We start from the raw sequence: 15,877 nt of genomic DNA, 5'->3' as shown, positions 1-15,877 counted from the left end.
AAGTTTAATAATTACTTAATCAGCAATTATTGATTGTTGTTTGGCATACCTTTTAATTGAGATTCTGCCATTTGTACAAGACGTTTAGTGATTTCACCACCAACGGAACCGTTAGCACGAGCTGAAGCGTCAGCTCCTAATTGAACACCAAATTCTTGTGCAATTTCGTATTTCATTTGATCTAGAGCTTGTTGTACACCAGGTACTGCAAGCTGGTTTGAACTGCGGTTGTTGTTTGAAGTCATGTCTCTCACCTCCTTGTGAATATAGAATGTGCGATATTAGATTTTTAATACAAAATTTTTAGAGGTAAATTGTACCTCTAAAGGAAATAGAGAAAAAACTAAAAAAAGTCACCTCAAAATATGCTTTTGAGGCGACTTACAATCAATTACGTTCCAGCATCATTGCCTTCGGATTTCTTCAAGCTCGCTAAGCGCCTCTTCAAAATCCGTGACATCCGCTAGGGCTTTATCTTGATTCAGCGAATATTGAATCAAGATAAATTTCTTCTACTTATAAAAGGTCTGCAAATTTATCAGCTTCTTGTTCTTTTTTCGGGAAAATATAGACCTCCCGATTTTTCACAGCACGTTCAATTAATTCATCAAAATCCGAGAAGCTTTCATAATGCTCAACCTTCTCAAGCTTTGGTTTTGTTTTTGGACTTGCAGGTGTAAAAATGGTGCAGCAATCTTCAAACGGCTGTATAGATGTTTCATATGTGCCAATTTTCTCAGCAATATTGATAATTTCTAATTTGTCAGTTGAGATTAAGGGACGTAAAATTGGTGTATTGGTTACTGCATTTATTGCTGTTAGACTTTCAAGTGTTTGACTCGCAACTTGTCCAAGACTTTCACCTGTCACAATAGCCAGTGCATTTATTTCCTCTCGTACCTTATCAGCAACTTTTAACATCATACGACGAGTAGTTGTCATTGATACATTAGAAGGTACCTTTTCTTTAATCAATACTTGAATTTCAGTAAACGGAATGACATGTAAACGAATACTTGCGCCAAACTTCGTTAATTCATTTGCTAGTACCTTAACCTTTTCCAATGAATTTTGGCTTGTATATGGTGGGCTAAAGAAATGTATCGCCTCTAAGCGTACACCACGCTTCATCATTAAATAGCCAGCGACTGGACTGTCTATTCCTCCAGAAAGCATTAAAAGCGATTTCCCATTAGAACCTACCGGCATTCCTCCTGCACCAGGAATCACTTGTGCCATCATATAAGTTGCATCATGACGTACTTCTACACGAAGCTCAATATCAGGTTTCTTTACTTTTACCGATAGATTTTTGTAATTTGGTAAAACATAGCCGCCAATTTCACGTTGAATAGCATGTGATTCTAATGGAAATGTCTTATCAGTGCGCTTCACTTCTACTTTAAAGGTAAGTTGCTCATGTTTAAATGTATCCATAATTGTAATGGCTAGCTTTTTCATGGCTTCAATATCTTTATCACATGCTGCCACTGGGCTGAAAGATTGTATACCGAAAATTTTAGGTAACCCTTCTAATAAAACATTCATTTGAGTTTCATTTTGTATAGCAATAAACATACGATCACGCTCTGTACGAATGTGTAAATGCCCTAAATCAGCAAACGCATGACGAATATTTTCTCGCAGACGACGGATAAAATCCATTTTATTACGCCCTTTTGTTGAAAGCTCGCCATAACGAATTAAAATTTCTTTCCAAATCATTGTGTATGTTCTCCTTTAAGTTCCATCATTACTTCTTTTAATACATGTTTAAATTTTGTAATATCCTCATCCATTACATAGGCGCCAAAGCTTATACGGATAACACCCTTTTTAAAATGCTCATCAAGTTTTAGGGCTTCTACCACATGGCTTGTTTTTGTTTGCTTTGATGAACAAGCGCTTGATGTAGAAACGATTACCTGACGTTTTTGCATTGCATTAATAATAACCTCACCTTTTAAATCACGAATGCTAAAGGATAAAATATGTGCTGCTCCCTGAGGCGTCGATAAAATATGCACGGCATCACCATATTCACGTAATTGCAGACATATTTCATCCTGCCACTTACGATATTTTTTTTCCTGATTAGCCATAGACTCCACTGCAATACGAGCTGCTTTAGATAAAGCGACAGCCTGCGGAACGGCCACAGTTCCACTTCGTAATCCATATTCCTGACCACCGCCAAGTGCATATGGCTGCCACTTTAATTGCGTCCGAAATGCTAGCACGCCTGAGCCCTTAAATCCATGAATTTTATGCCCGGAAATGGAAATGCAATCGGGTCCATCCTCATGATTAAATGCTAAAGGTATTTTCCCGAAACTTTGAACGGCATCCACATGAAAAGCCGCTCTGCTCATTTCATGAATAATTTTTGCCGCTTCAAATATGGGCTGAATTGCGCCCATTTCATTATTGACGTGCATTATGCTTACTAAAATAGTATCCTTACGTACCTTTGCTCGAAGCTCATCTAATGAAATCACTCCATGATGATCCACTGCCAGATATTCCACTTCAAAGCCCTCTTTTTCAAGTTGCTTAACGGACTCTAGAACAGAGGGATGTTCAATTTCAGTCGTTATTATATGCTTTCCTTTATGTGTATTGCTACGTGCTAAACCAAAAATTGCTGTATTATTGGATTCAGTACCACCTGATGTAAATAGCACATTTTTTGCTTCTGTCTGCAAAATATCTGCTACTTGCTCACGTGCACGCATTAATAAGTCGTTCGCTTCAACACCCATTGCATGTATGGAAGCGGGATTGGCATAATACTGCTCATTCACTACCATAAATGCTTGCATGACCTCTTTTAAAGGCTTTGTGGTTGCACTATTGTCTAAATAGATTGTATTTACTTCCATTAATTTTCACACACTTTCAAAACGTTGATTTAACGGTATTTATCATAACGCAATCTTGAACAATTGACTACTAACTTTAACAATTATTCTAATTTAGTCGTTTATTTGTTTGGCTTCTTACCTCTTATTGAACTTCCTCTAATTCATTTAGCCGCTGTTTTTGTCCGCATATTGCTTATTCAATATAATAAGGCTGCCTAAAAGTTAATTTTTAGACAGCCTATAGCCTTTATTCATTTCATATAATTATTTTGATATAGTTTGCTCAGTAACCATTGTTTGAATTCGTTTTAAAGCTCCAGGCTCCATCTCTTCGACCGCAGTTCCGGCTTCTTCCAACGCCTTGGAGTATCGGAATTGATGGAAAGCTACTTCCGCCTCTTTTAAACGAGCATTTAATTTAGGATTTGTTGCACGATGGCGATTACCATACTGAATAATTCGTTCTATCAGCATGACATTTTCAATCAATTCGTGTGCCTTTGCTTTTACATCCTCCACACAAAGGGTTGCAGCAGTTAAATTATTATGTACTGTTCCCATATTAAGAGGCACTTCTTGTAAGCTTTGCATCACTACATAAATATGCTCTGCAGCCTCATCTAAACGCGCATCCATCTCATCTGGTATACCCGGAATATTGGCCTTATTTAAAAGTCGATCCGTCTCTTGCAATGCTTTCTTTAGGCTTTCTACTTGAGTACGTGCCTTATTCTCATCAATACGAAGTTTTTTCATCGTATTTGATAAATGCCCTTGTTCCTCGTGAATACGTTCAAGCTCGTCGCTAATTTCAATTAACTCCTCCTGCAAGCTTGAGTAAGCAGACTTTTCCTCTGTCACACGCATTGCCAATAAATCATAACGTCGCTGCAATGCCTCTAATTGCTTTAAAGCTGTTTTAGGAATTTCTGCATCTTTTTCATTTAAATGATAGCTTTGTTGCACATAAGTCGCTTCATCACTAACCAATCTTGTAGAAGTTATAACATTGGTAATTGAACTTAGTAAACGATCACAATTTTGGTCAACGTAGTTTTTAGCTATAACCTCTTTTTCAAGCAAATCATAATATTTATCAATTTCTTCATTTATTTCAGCAACACGTGGCTTCACAACTGTCAAGTTAAGATCTGCCAGCTCATTTTTTAATGTTTTAAATTCTTCATCGAACTTATTCAACGTCTCTGCTAGCTCTAAATGCTGTAAATAATAGGACTGGTCCTCCATTTCGCGCTGACCACTACGCAATTCCTGTACAGCTCCAGGTAGCTTGACTTGCAGCTCTGTTAAAATCGTTGGTACATCATTGATATAGTCGAATGTTTGTTGTGATTCATGGTTTAGGCTGATTACAATCTCTCTTGCCTGCAAATAATTCCCTTCGCTTGTGAGCACATCAAATTCTTCAAACTTTTGAACAAATGTCTCCAGTCTTTTTTCTAATGCTGGTAAAGCTACACCAAATGAATGTTGATGGGCTAACAAGGTTTTTCGAGCCGAGCGATAATATTCTTTTAATTGTTCAATTTCTATACGATTTTTTTCTTCGCTGCCAATTAATTCATTTAATTCTTCTAAAATTTTATCTTTATCCTGTTCACACTTTTGAATATAATCTTCTATCTCACGTTCAATGAAGGTTGCTTTTTTAAAGCGCAGTCTGTTAATCTGGTCCTCTGCATCAAATAACAGCGAATCAATTTTTGTCATATGTACATCGATGACTTCATCCCAACTATTACGCCATCGTTCAAACATCTCTTCTGTTTCACCGTTCATGTTTAAAGATTTAACCTTCGAAATTTCTTCATTTATGGGATTGTTTTGTATTTGTAATTTTTCATTTTCAAGCTTTGCAATGATTGTTGTATGTTTTCGTCGCATCATAAATCCCACTATAGCTAAAATTAATAGTAGGATAACCGGAATGATGATATACTCCATCGTAAGCCTCCTATTCTACAATAAACGAATTGGCTATTTGTATTTATTATATACTATGTTTTCGCCTTTTGTACTAAAATTTAAGCGTTTTTCGGAAAAGTGTATGACAACGCTCAGGTATAATTGCGTCTGGATTTTTTCGAACTCGTTCGAAAAGCTCCTCTTCAAAATCCGTGACATCCGTCAGGGCTTCATCTTGGTAGATTTTAAAAGCAAAGGAAGTGGTAATTTTATGAAACGCGACGGACATATTCATAGTCCTTATTGTCCACATGGTACTACTGATACATTTAAGCAATATATTGAAAAAGCAATTGCTAATTGCTTCACTGATATTACGTTTACAGAGCATGCACCTTTACCATCTAGTTTTATTGACCCTACGCCAGAGCAAGATAGTGGTATGAATCCAGAATTGCTAATGTCTTATTTCGAAGATTTACAGAGCCTTCAACAGCAATATGCACGAGACATTCGTCTTCATATTGGATTAGAGGTTGACTATATTCAGGGCTTTGAACAAGAAACACGTGAATTTTTAGATACATATGGACACTATTTAAATGACTCTATTTTATCAGTCCACTTTTTATCATGGCAAAATACCTTTGAATGTATCGACTATTCTCCAGAAAGCTTTATCAATTTTTCTAAAAAAGTGGGCTCTGTTGAACAGGTTTATCATTTATATTATGATACAGTTCTACAATCCATTAAAGCAGATTTAGGAAAGTATAAACCTAAGCGTATTGGACATCCCTCACTTGTTCACAAGTTCCAACTAGCACATAAAGTGAAAGTTGATGATTCTGCGAGGATTCGAGAAGTTTTAGATTGTATGAAGCAAGATGGTTATGCGCTAGATGTCAATAGTGCTGGTTTAAGTAAAACACATTGTCAGGAACCTTATCCACCATTTGCCTTTATTGATTATAGTAAATCTATAGGATTGCCTGCTGTTTTTGGTTCAGATGCGCACAGTGCCAATGATTTACATCAACACTACCATGTTATATTTCCAAAATAAATTACTTTTAAACGAGGTGCTATTATGTTTACAAAAATTCATTTTGACGGACCCATCGTAGAACAATATCATTCATTGACTAAACAATTGGATGCCCTACTTACAGGAGAATCAGATCGCATTGCAAATTTAAGCAACGCCTCCGCACTATTAAATCAATTTTTAACAAACATTAACTGGGTTGGCTTTTATATCTTACATGGAGAAGAGTTAGTGTTAGGTCCATTCCAAGGCTTACCTGCCTGCGTTAGAATCCCAACTGGTCGTGGTGTTTGCGGAACGGCTGTAGCTCAAAAAGAAACAATCGTTGTGAAAGATGTACACCAATTCCCAGGACATATTGCCTGTGATGCTGCATCACAATCAGAAATCGTTATCCCTTTGATAAAAAACGGTGAGGTGATGGGTGTTCTTGACATCGACAGTCCAGTTGTTAATCGATTTTCTCAAGAAGATCAAGACGGATTGGAGCTATTCGTAAATACGCTACTATTACATTTATAAAAAAATCAATTACTCCCCAGCATAATTGCGTCTAGATCTGCTGAAATCAAGATAAAAATTGCCCTGAAATGGTTTAACAATTGTCATTTCAGGGCAATTCATTTATATAGAGGTTTTTATAGATTCGCGGTCATGAATACAGAAGCGATTCTTGCCATTGTTTTTTGCTTGATATAATGCTGTATCAGCATGTAAAAATACAGATTGAAACGCTGGGCGATACTGTTCATCCCAAGTAATAAGACCTGCTGAAATGGTCACTTGCGGATCTGTTGCTTTTGGAATGTCTGCAACGATTGTTGCTGTCAATTCTATGGCTTCTTTTTCATTAATATTTGGCACGTATACAGACATTTCTTCTCCACCCCAGCGTGCACAAATACCTCGAGTACCAATCGTTTCTTTTAATTGTACGGCAATTTGTATAAGGATCTTATCACCAATTTGATGACCATACGTATCATTAACACGTTTGAAATTATCAATATCAATAAGCAAGAACATTCCTGATTTATCGTTCATAAGTGATTTTTCAACATACTGATCTAAATAACTTCTTGCATATAATTTTGTCAGATGATCCAAATCTACCATTTCCTGAAGTTGGTTTCGTAAAATTGAGTTTGCAATTGCTAAAGACGAGTGATGAATTAAGGATTGCATTAATTTAAAGCTGTCAAATGAAAAGAAATAAGGCTCTTTGTGCAACACAATACTAAAGCCATTTATTTTTTCCTCCATTAAAATTGGGATTGCCATAATTGAGCGATATTCAATTTGATTAGGGGTTAATCTGCTAAAATCAGCAATAAATAATGGATCATTGGTATGCTCAAAATGTTGTTCAACATGTTTTATATAGATTTGACCCTCTTGTGAATTAAATAATGCTGTACTAGCACCGGTCACTTCAAAGGTGTCATTATTTTTAAATGCAAAACAGACTTCCATTGGCTGAAAAGATTTCATTAATTGTTTTTGTAGGAAAAGTAACATTTCATGAATGTCAATCCTCATATTTAATCGATGTGATGTTTCATTGATGAGTTGTAAGTCACTTACGAGGCGGTGCGATTGATGATATAATTTTGCATTTTCGAGTGCATTTCCCGATGCTTGTGCTAGCATACGCACAAAATCCTTTTCAGTCGTTGAAAAAAGATACGTTGTAGGTGCACTTACTTGTAATATGCCGTAAATTGCCTGTCTCCCTTTTATAGGAGCATTCAATAATCGACAATTCAAATCGCCTGCAAGTTCCGTTGTCAGTTCTCCTGACACAAAAGCCTCAATCGTTGCTGGTCTTTCAGATAAATAATCAAAAAGTTTAATCTCTATAGTCGTATGTCGGTCTTGATCATTCGATAAAATGAGCTCTACATTAAATTCCGGGAAATTATCCTTAATATTCTTCAAGACATTTTCCAAAATTAAATCAATATCCATCGTAGAATGGAATAAATCGGTCATATTATACAATTTTCTATACTGATCTTCATTCACTTTTACTTCTAGATTTTCTCTAATCATTTGTAAAACCTTCGTAAGCGTTTCCACACATTCTTCCCCGTAATCCGAGGTCATAAAGTCCGTCCAAGCATCTGATGCCTCCACGAGTAACACCCCGATTGGATTTTTGCCATCTGCTTGAAAAAGCACCATATCTGTCATCATCGTATAGGCTTCTTTTTCTTTTAATATATAAGGAATTTTCACCACTTTTTGTTGATAAAAGCCAGCTTCAATCATTAACCATGACACAGCATTTAGTTTCGTTTCAATCGTCAAAGCAGCCATTTCTTCGACAGGTATTAAGGAGTTCCCCTCGAAACTGAGAAAAGCAGCATTAGCAATTTTCAAGTGCTTCTTTAGACACTGTTTTAATGAATAAAAATACTCATTAAAACCGGCTTGTTCTTCCTTCGAACTCACCCAAAAGCTCAAAACATCTGATTTTATATATTTTAGCGTTTGTAAATGGTCTGTCATGAAATCACCTTTTCTATATAACGTCCAAATCAATTACTATTAACTTATAATATATTATACATAATTTGTGTCATTTTGACTATGTAATTCTGTTTTACTTTTACATTTTACATTTCTCACCGTATCTTTAACTATTTCGAGATAGTGTAAAATGTATAGAGAGGAATTTTCTACTATAGACCATTTCTAAAAATTGTTCGTCTAATATTTGACGTCGATGCAATAAGCAGTTACAATGTATGTTGTGTAAAATAAACGCAGCAGTGGTATAAGCTTATACCTGTATTTTATTCCTCTATTGAGTGTCAAATAACTTCTTAGTTCAAATAACAACAAATAGATGGTGTATTGTGTAACCTAACGGCTGCATAGGCGAAAATACATGAAAATAAAATGCATATAAGAATGGGTACTACTGGTTTTTGTTTTACAACAAAAAAACCAAATTTAAAGGAGGAGACAACAATATGTCTCGTTATACAGGTCCATCTTGGAAATTATCACGTCGTCTTGGTATCTCACTAAGCGGTACAGGTAAAGAAATCGAAAAACGCCCTTACGCACCAGGCCAACACGGTCCTAACCAACGTAAAAAATTATCTGAATACGGTTTACAACTTCAAGAGAAGCAAAAACTTCGTCACATGTACGGCATGAACGAACGTCAATTCCGTACTCTATTTGACCGCGCTGGTAAAATGAAAGGTGTACACGGTGAAAACTTCATGGTTCTTCTTGAAACTCGCCTTGATAACCTTGTTTACCGTTTAGGTCTATCTCGCACTCGTCGTGGTGCACGTCAATTAGTTAACCACGGTCATATCTTAGTAGATGGCAAACGTGTAGATATCCCATCATACAGCGTGAAACCAGGTCAATCGATTTCTCTTCGTGAAAAATCTCAAAACCTTGCTGTAGTAACAGAAGCAATCGAAGTAAACAACTTCGTGCCAGATTACTTATCATTTGATGCAGACAAAAAAGAAGGTACATTCACTCGCCTTCCAGAACGTTCTGAATTATCAGCTGAAATCAACGAAGCATTCATCGTAGAGTTCTACTCTCGTTAATTAAATTGCTCTGCAAAGAGTAGTTTAGAAAACCCTAGAAAGCCTTTTATAACAAGGTTCTCTAGGGTTTTTGCATTTTATTAACAATGCACAATCATGCATTAACAACCATTGTTTTGGGGCTGAATTGGGGCTAATTATTAACGCTTTGGTGGGCATGTTTGTATGGATGATGAAATACCTAGATTGGAGCAAATTGCTTCAATTTTTTTTCGGGTTAACTAGAGATCCGAAGAATAAAAGATACTATCTGTTTAGTCGATAGCCTCTTCGATAAAAAAATCGGATTAAACTTTTGTTTTATACATTTTGAACTAATCCTCGGATATTACTGAATCTTTTCCAGGTTTTAATCCTAAAAGGTGAACCACAATTTTATTCCTCACAGAACAATTGATTAAACGACATGAGCCTTTAAAATCCAGGGCTCAAGCCACTTCAAACATGTTTATTATTCCCCTTGACCTAGCACAGTTCAGCATTCTAAATTTTTCTTATTTCATTTGTTGTTGCAATAGAACTCAAAATACCTATTGTCCCGAGAACTAACAACGATTTCGATGGACCAATAATTCCTAATGTTAATCCTCCTACTCCTACGACAGTTGTGAAATACCTACTATATTTCAGTTTTGATTTTGTTACTTTTGGCGTTTTCACATTTACCCTAACCATCTTATTTACCTTACTCAAAGCAGTATCTAATTGTTTAATCATTTTAGTTTACCACCGTTAGAATTAATTGAATAAAAAATCAATAGCTGGATTTATTAATAGCAATAAACTGGAAGCCAATACATACACGCCATGTTTTTTCTTTTTTAAAATACAAAACAACCCAATAATAAATACTACAAGTGCAAGTCCAATTGATATGTAGCTAAATACACCTAAAGTATTATTTTGTTGCAAAATATCTAATATTAAATTTTTCAAAGCAAACTCCCCCATTTTATAGTTTGTTTCTCCTAGTAAACACAATGAACCTTCGTAATCAAATATCTTCTTATATGGAATTTTTCTCCATTTTTCCAAGTCTTCTAATTAGTATCATTTAGATCAGCCCTTTTCATTTCGTACTTTAATTGTACGAATCGATTGTCTCTTTTTTCTTACTCATTCCTTACAAGTTTATTAATTTTATAAAACTAAAGATGAACCAAATGCAAAAGTAGAAAGGGCTTAAGCATGCTGAAAAAAGCCCTCCTATTGTGTGAGGGCATTGAAAAAGTCGATTTGCCACAAAAATTGTGATGCAAATCGACTTTTTTAAGTTTTCAAATCTAACAAAAGGCAAATTTCTAATATAAAAAAGTGAATTTTGCTCTTTATTGTGTAAGGCTATTTTTCATATATATTGTTTTACAAGCGAGATTAAAACATCACTTGGGAGTTCAGTTGCATTGCTACTGTAGCTATATTTCCATTAACAGAAACCTCTATTTGAGGGACTCTGCCAGTATTCATATTAAAAGCAATTTGGAATCTAGCTGCTTGCTAATGCGTAGCGTACTCAACTTCTATGACATTCCGAGCAAAATAGCTTGAATAGCCTTTATCAAAAGAAAACACATTGAACTGCATCTCAAATGTATAACTGTTGAGATGCAGTTCAAAAATTTATCTTGGTTTTTTATTGCTTATTCAGTTAATTCATCTCGATGCTCTATGATTGAGGTTGTTAAATTCGGATATTGAGAAATCGCTACACTTGGAGTACTAAATATTAAGGATGCCCCAACCTGAGTCTCGTCTTCTCGAAACACCTTTATATTGTAAGAACTTGACCATATAGCAACAGCAGTTTTCGAAGCTACTGGTACTTCGCTAGATATTGTCTTTTCTGTGAAATCATTACTAATATGAGTCTCTTCAAAACCAAGTTCAATGTTAACTTTAAAGTTCACTTCTCCCCCGATTCCAAACAGCTCAAACCCGACTTTCTCTGATACCTCAATACCAGTTGTTTCTTTCAAGGTTATAGATTTTGAATTACTTATTCCTGATTTATACTCATACTTTAAAAGAGCTTTATCAGATGTTTCATTATCTTGAAACGCTATTAGCGTATAAAAACACTCACGTTTTAATATATAAAATGGGCTATTTTCTAATACCCAACTAATTGGATATTCTTTATCTACTATGCTAGTCATAGGTACAATTACTTCACGATCAATTACTGGTATTGTACTTTTACTTGGTGGATTTTTACTATCTAAAATCGGTGTAAGCGAAACATCTATTTTTATATATGGTAAAGGCAAACGTAGAACATTCGGAACTGTTTCTGGTTTAGTGTGACCATTAAAGCAAAAAACCGTTCCCGGAGCAAATAATCCTGTATTTTGATCATGCCATTCTTCTGGTGCCACAATTTGATAAATACTAAGATCTTCTTTTGCACCTGTGCCCCTATCATCATATATCCAATTACCCAATTTTCCAGAGTATGTTAAATCTTTTCTAACACACCTAACAGCTTCTAAAGAAGGTGGGTTCCAATTATTCGTAAATACATGTCCTAAAGCAACATACCCTTGTGGTGGGATTGGTTTCCAACATGCTCCGTCTAATTTCGCTCCAGATCCTTTATCACACCATATTCTTTCATACTTCAATGGAGGTTTTAATGCTTCCGTACCAGGTACTTCTTTTACTGTTATAACAGCCATTGTATTATCTACATTTGTATACTTACCAACTGCTACTGAACCTAGTGGATAAAAACCTTCCTCACATATTGGTTGATAAAATGTAACATCATATTTCCCTCCGCTACCCCTATCATCCCATTTTTTTTCGAATTTTCCTGTAATAGACATGATTAAATCGCCGTACCTTACTTCATTTTTTAAAAGAGATGCTTCTTTTTGTGTGATTTGCATATAATTACTCCTTTAAATTTAATGATCTAGCAAGAAATATTCAAAATTAGAAAATATTATGAAAGGGCCCTAATCAGATATTATCAAAAAAATGTAAATAATACAATTAAATGTTTAAATAAATTTCATTATTTTTCCCATTTAAATTACATATCCTTGATCGTTAATTACTGTTTTGAAAATGTATCAATTATGGTTGATTTGGCTCCTAACCCGCTCCTTAATTTTTTTCGTTTCATCCGTAATAGCCATCCTACTATGAGATATAGACAAGTTGTTAAAATCCCTGCAGATGGAGAAACAAGAAATTCTTTTCCCTGAGCAATTTTGATATAGCCATCAAGAATAAGTGGATTTACAAGTGCATCCTCTGTCATATGCATAAGGACAAGCGGCCAAATACTCCTTGTCATTAAGTAAATTTCTGTGTACATCACTGTCCAACAAATCATCGTGACGATTCCTACTATTGTAAATAGCCATCTATTTACAGGAAGTACATTGATAATATCGCTTTCTGATAGAAACACGAGAAAATACGGGATATGCCAGGCTCCCCAAACACCTCCAACAATAAGATAGAGCCAAAAATCATTCAACTTTAAATTTGAAAGCTTACTCGTCAGATAGCCTCTCCATACTGACTCCTCGAAAAAGTTTTTAACGAATTGAATAAACAATCCACCAATGAACACAGATAATACAGTGTTTAGATGAAAGGCTGAAAAGTCCATCCAGCCAAATACATAACTAATTAATAGCACTACAGATGTAACAGCAGGATAAATGAAAAGAGCAATAACATACCATTTTAAATTGCCCTTGAAATTAGGCAATAAACCTATATCCTGCCAGCCATCTCCTGCAAAGGAACGTAACAGGATGGTTGCAAGCAGAGGAGAAATAAGCCAAATTCCCATACCAAGAGTATCTCCTTGAGGCTGCTCTGGAATCAATTTATCCACTAACACACCAAACCAACCACACAGTAACACAACAACAATAAAAATCATTATGTTTCTAAGAGATGTTTTCACCTTCAATCTACCTCCTTGTTTTCAAGTATCGAAAGAATCCATTTTGTATCAGGACAAGGTGTTTCTGGATGCAGCGCAATATATTGAGCGATTCCTTGTATAGAACACCAAAATGTCACAGCAAGGGCTTCTGCATTTCCTTCCTTTATTTCACCTAACAATTGCCCCTTTTCAATTAAAGGGATACTCCTTTTTATCAATTTGTCTGCTTCAGCAAGCATCCTCTTTAAGTCCTCTGGAAAATTTTCAAGATGCTGGGCATTTTCCATCAATACAAACATTTTTGCGGCTGATGGATTTGTGCAAATCATAGTAAATAACTCCTCAACAACTTTGTTGAACGTTTCCAATGGTGATTCATCAGCAAAGTGAAAATCCATTTTAAGCCGTTCACAGCCTATTCGAATAAGCTCTTCATAAAGTTTTTCCTTAGAGTCAAAATAATGAAAAAGCAATCCCATACTCATATCAGCAGCATTGGCAATATCAGCAACCTTCGTTTCCCCATATCCCTTCCGTATAAACAAATCCAATGCAGATTTTAAAATAACCGCCTTTCGTTGCTCCTTCTGTTCGTGTCGAATTGACATTATTAGCACCCCTTCATTAAAAATATATTCATTGAAATAATATTCAATGAATATTTAATAACTCCTGCAAAACTTCTATAAATATTAGATTTTATCTTAGCCTGAGTTCCTCTATTTCAGTAGGTGTTTTGACACCCTCTGAGAAGGAACCAATACTGCATTCATCTCACTACCTGTAGAGGTGGGAGTCTTCTGTATCTGCCGCTGTGCTTTCGATACAAAAAACATTTGCTGGATGAAGATAAAACAATGATTTTTTTATGTACTTTAAAATAGTAATTGTACCAACAAAAACAACATAAACACTACCATTACATTTAAAATAAAATATCAGTTATTTACTATGCAATTCAAGTTAATTTTAGAACCAATTCCCCAAAAATATATTTTACTTTTATAATAAAATATTTTAAAAACATGGTTAAACCGATATTATTAAACAAATCAATCGTTTAACCACAAATAAAACCAACTATCTCTTTTGTAAAATAACAACATGGTAAAATAGGTAAATTTTAATAAAAATATGAGTTGAACTTTCATAGAAAATAGAATACGATGAATTTCGAAAGATGGTTCACCATCATTCAAGCAATAACAATTTTTTTAAAGGGGTTGGAAATATGTCAGACGTTCTAAAGCAATTTGTAATGCCGAAAACAAACTTATTTGGACCTGGAGCAATTCAAGAAGTTGGTAAACGTTTAAATGATTTAGAAGTGAAAAAGACATTAATCGTAACAGATGAGGGCTTACACAAATTAGGTCTCTCTGAACAAATTGCTAACATCATTACTGCTGCTGGAATTGATGTAGCAATTTTCCCGAAAGCAGAACCAAATCCAACAGATCAGAACATTGAAGATGGTATTGCAGTGTATCATGCAGAAAGCTGTGATTCTATCGTTTCTCTTGGAGGAGGTAGTGCGCACGATGCAGCGAAAGGTATCGGACTTATTGCTTCGAATGGTGGACGTATTCATGATTATGAAGGCGTTGACAAATCACAAAACCCACTAGTACCATTAATCGCAATTAATACGACTGCTGGTACAGCTAGTGAGATGACTCGCTTTACGATTATCACGGATACAGCTCGTAAGGTGAAGATGGCGATTGTGGACAAACATGTTACACCACTTTTGTCTATTAATGATCCAGAGTTAATGATTGGCTTACCTCCTGCACTAACTGCGGCAACTGGATTAGATGCATTAACACACGCAATCGAATCATTTGTGTCGACAAATGCAACGCCAATTACGGATGCATGTGCTGAAAAGGTACTTCAGTTAGTACCTGAATATTTGCCACGTGCCTATGCAAATGGTGCAGATTTAGAAGCACGTGAGCAGATGGTGTATGCTCAATTTTTAGCTGGTATGGCATTTAACAATGCATCGCTTGGTTATGTGCATGCCATTGCACATCAATTAGGCGGCTTCTATAACCTTCCACACGGTGTATGTAATGCTATTTTATTACCACATGTTTGCCGCTTCAACTTAACAGCTCGTACTGAACGTTTTGCAACGATTGCTGAGTTATTAGGCGAAAATGTTGAAGGCTTAAGTAAACGTGATGCTGCTGAAAAAGCGATTGAAGCTATTGAGAAATTATCAAATGATTTAAATATCCCTAGTGGCTTCCGCGAGTTAGGTGCAAAGGATGAAGATATTGAAACTTTAGCGAAAAACGCGATGTTAGATGTTTGTGCTGCAACAAACCCACGTAAAGCAACGTTAGAAGATATTAAACAAATTATTACAAATGCGATGGGTCCAGTAACGAAAAAAGAAGAGTCACTCGAAGCTGTTGCACTTTCATAATAAAAAGATTAAAAGGTATGTCCATTGCGGACATACCTTTTCATGTTGTTGAAATACTATTATGTCAATGAAATCAAGGTGACAAATAAAAAAATATAGCTCTTTTTCAAAACG

The 15,877-nt window shown here is 35.4% G+C and carries 14 protein-coding genes; 4 read left to right on the top strand and 10 right to left on the bottom strand.

Annotated features, from left to right (window positions below; translation table 11 throughout):
• Positions 1-26: 26 nt before the first annotated feature.
• From AC3WOM_RS20780 to ezrA, 4 genes are all read right to left on the bottom strand, one after another.
• A complete protein-coding gene (locus AC3WOM_RS20780) occupies positions 27-245 on the bottom strand; it encodes an alpha/beta-type small acid-soluble spore protein (protein WP_264988049.1) in 219 nt (72 codons plus the stop codon).
• Between the two features lie 271 nt (positions 246-516).
• Positions 517-1,725, bottom strand: coding sequence for a tRNA uracil 4-sulfurtransferase ThiI (thiI, locus tag AC3WOM_RS20775; protein WP_492448168.1), 1,209 nt, complete (start codon positions 1,723-1,725; stop codon positions 517-519).
• The gene (locus AC3WOM_RS20770; protein WP_492448167.1) at positions 1,722-2,882 is read right to left on the bottom strand and encodes a cysteine desulfurase family protein; all 1,161 of its coding nucleotides are present in this window, start codon (positions 2,880-2,882) and stop codon (positions 1,722-1,724) included. The genes thiI and AC3WOM_RS20770 overlap by 4 nt, the downstream gene beginning before the upstream one ends.
• Before the next feature lie 246 nt (positions 2,883-3,128).
• On the bottom strand, positions 3,129-4,829 hold the full coding sequence (gene ezrA, locus AC3WOM_RS20765; RefSeq protein ID WP_427547482.1) for a septation ring formation regulator EzrA: 1,701 nt from the start codon (positions 4,827-4,829) through the stop codon (positions 3,129-3,131).
• 232 nt (positions 4,830-5,061) lie between these two features.
• On the opposite strand from ezrA, the gene hisJ reads away from it, so the two are divergent.
• Positions 5,062-5,856 carry a histidinol-phosphatase HisJ gene (gene hisJ, locus AC3WOM_RS20760; RefSeq protein ID WP_427547485.1) on the top strand — a complete coding sequence of 265 codons (795 nt, stop codon included), beginning with the start codon at positions 5,062-5,064 and terminating at the stop codon, positions 5,854-5,856.
• 24 nt (positions 5,857-5,880) lie between these two features.
• Positions 5,881-6,360 carry a GAF domain-containing protein gene (locus AC3WOM_RS20755; protein WP_492448166.1) on the top strand — a complete coding sequence of 160 codons (480 nt, stop codon included), beginning with the start codon at positions 5,881-5,883 and terminating at the stop codon, positions 6,358-6,360.
• A gap of 102 nt (positions 6,361-6,462) precedes the next feature.
• Here AC3WOM_RS20755 and AC3WOM_RS20750 read toward each other — a convergent pair whose 3' ends face one another.
• Positions 6,463-8,349 (bottom strand): sensor domain-containing diguanylate cyclase, encoded by a 1,887-nt coding sequence (locus tag AC3WOM_RS20750; RefSeq protein WP_492448165.1) that lies wholly within the window; start codon positions 8,347-8,349, stop codon positions 6,463-6,465.
• Between the two features lie 467 nt (positions 8,350-8,816).
• On the opposite strand from AC3WOM_RS20750, the gene rpsD reads away from it, so the two are divergent.
• Positions 8,817-9,419, top strand: coding sequence for a 30S ribosomal protein S4 (gene rpsD, locus AC3WOM_RS20745; RefSeq protein WP_427547494.1), 603 nt, complete (start codon positions 8,817-8,819; stop codon positions 9,417-9,419).
• Between the two features lie 483 nt (positions 9,420-9,902).
• On the opposite strand, the gene AC3WOM_RS20740 is transcribed toward rpsD, so the two are convergent.
• From AC3WOM_RS20740 to AC3WOM_RS20720, 5 genes are all read right to left on the bottom strand, one after another.
• Positions 9,903-10,136: a hypothetical protein gene (locus AC3WOM_RS20740; protein WP_370075741.1), complete on the bottom strand. Its 234-nt coding sequence runs from the start codon at positions 10,134-10,136 to the stop codon at positions 9,903-9,905.
• A gap of 21 nt (positions 10,137-10,157) precedes the next feature.
• A complete protein-coding gene (locus AC3WOM_RS20735) occupies positions 10,158-10,454 on the bottom strand; it encodes a hypothetical protein (RefSeq protein WP_492448164.1) in 297 nt (98 codons plus the stop codon).
• Positions 10,455-11,059: 605 nt separating this feature from the next.
• Positions 11,060-12,307, bottom strand: coding sequence for a Vps62-related protein (locus AC3WOM_RS20730; RefSeq protein WP_427547515.1), 1,248 nt, complete (start codon positions 12,305-12,307; stop codon positions 11,060-11,062).
• Between the two features lie 167 nt (positions 12,308-12,474).
• The gene (locus AC3WOM_RS20725; RefSeq protein WP_427547517.1) at positions 12,475-13,344 is read right to left on the bottom strand and encodes a CPBP family glutamic-type intramembrane protease; all 870 of its coding nucleotides are present in this window, start codon (positions 13,342-13,344) and stop codon (positions 12,475-12,477) included.
• Positions 13,345-13,346: 2 nt separating this feature from the next.
• Positions 13,347-13,934 (bottom strand): TetR/AcrR family transcriptional regulator, encoded by a 588-nt coding sequence (locus tag AC3WOM_RS20720; protein WP_492448163.1) that lies wholly within the window; start codon positions 13,932-13,934, stop codon positions 13,347-13,349.
• A 623-nt stretch (positions 13,935-14,557) separates the two neighbouring features.
• Here AC3WOM_RS20720 and AC3WOM_RS20715 point away from each other — a divergent pair.
• Complete coding sequence (locus tag AC3WOM_RS20715; RefSeq protein WP_427543078.1) at positions 14,558-15,763, top strand: iron-containing alcohol dehydrogenase; 1,206 nt, start codon at positions 14,558-14,560, stop codon at positions 15,761-15,763.
• Positions 15,764-15,877: the final 114 nt, after the last annotated feature.

This window comes from Lysinibacillus sp. FW301-JW8, assembly GCF_058788755.1.
Note: the sequence above shows the minus strand (reverse complement) of the source record. Positions and strands in the feature narration are given on the sequence as shown.

What these genes read in the sequence shown, in the direction of transcription:
- AC3WOM_RS20780 (WP_264988049.1), bottom strand. Translation starts at nt 245, where the DNA reads ATGACTTCAAACAACAACCGCAGTTCAAACCAGCTTGCAGTACCTGGT.
- AC3WOM_RS20730 (WP_427547515.1), bottom strand. Translation starts at nt 12,307, where the DNA reads ATGCAAATCACACAAAAAGAAGCATCTCTTTTAAAAAATGAAGTAAGG.
- AC3WOM_RS20770 (WP_492448167.1), bottom strand. Translation starts at nt 2,882, where the DNA reads ATGGAAGTAAATACAATCTATTTAGACAATAGTGCAACCACAAAGCCT.
- AC3WOM_RS20720 (WP_492448163.1), bottom strand. Translation starts at nt 13,934, where the DNA reads ATGTCAATTCGACACGAACAGAAGGAGCAACGAAAGGCGGTTATTTTA.
- AC3WOM_RS20740 (WP_370075741.1), bottom strand. Translation starts at nt 10,136, where the DNA reads ATGATTAAACAATTAGATACTGCTTTGAGTAAGGTAAATAAGATGGTT.
- ezrA (WP_427547482.1), bottom strand. Translation starts at nt 4,829, where the DNA reads ATGGAGTATATCATCATTCCGGTTATCCTACTATTAATTTTAGCTATA.
- AC3WOM_RS20715 (WP_427543078.1), top strand. Translation starts at nt 14,558, where the DNA reads ATGTCAGACGTTCTAAAGCAATTTGTAATGCCGAAAACAAACTTATTT.
- rpsD (WP_427547494.1), top strand. Translation starts at nt 8,817, where the DNA reads ATGTCTCGTTATACAGGTCCATCTTGGAAATTATCACGTCGTCTTGGT.
- thiI (WP_492448168.1), bottom strand. Translation starts at nt 1,725, where the DNA reads ATGATTTGGAAAGAAATTTTAATTCGTTATGGCGAGCTTTCAACAAAA.
- hisJ (WP_427547485.1), top strand. Translation starts at nt 5,062, where the DNA reads ATGAAACGCGACGGACATATTCATAGTCCTTATTGTCCACATGGTACT.
- AC3WOM_RS20755 (WP_492448166.1), top strand. Translation starts at nt 5,881, where the DNA reads ATGTTTACAAAAATTCATTTTGACGGACCCATCGTAGAACAATATCAT.
- AC3WOM_RS20750 (WP_492448165.1), bottom strand. Translation starts at nt 8,349, where the DNA reads ATGACAGACCATTTACAAACGCTAAAATATATAAAATCAGATGTTTTG.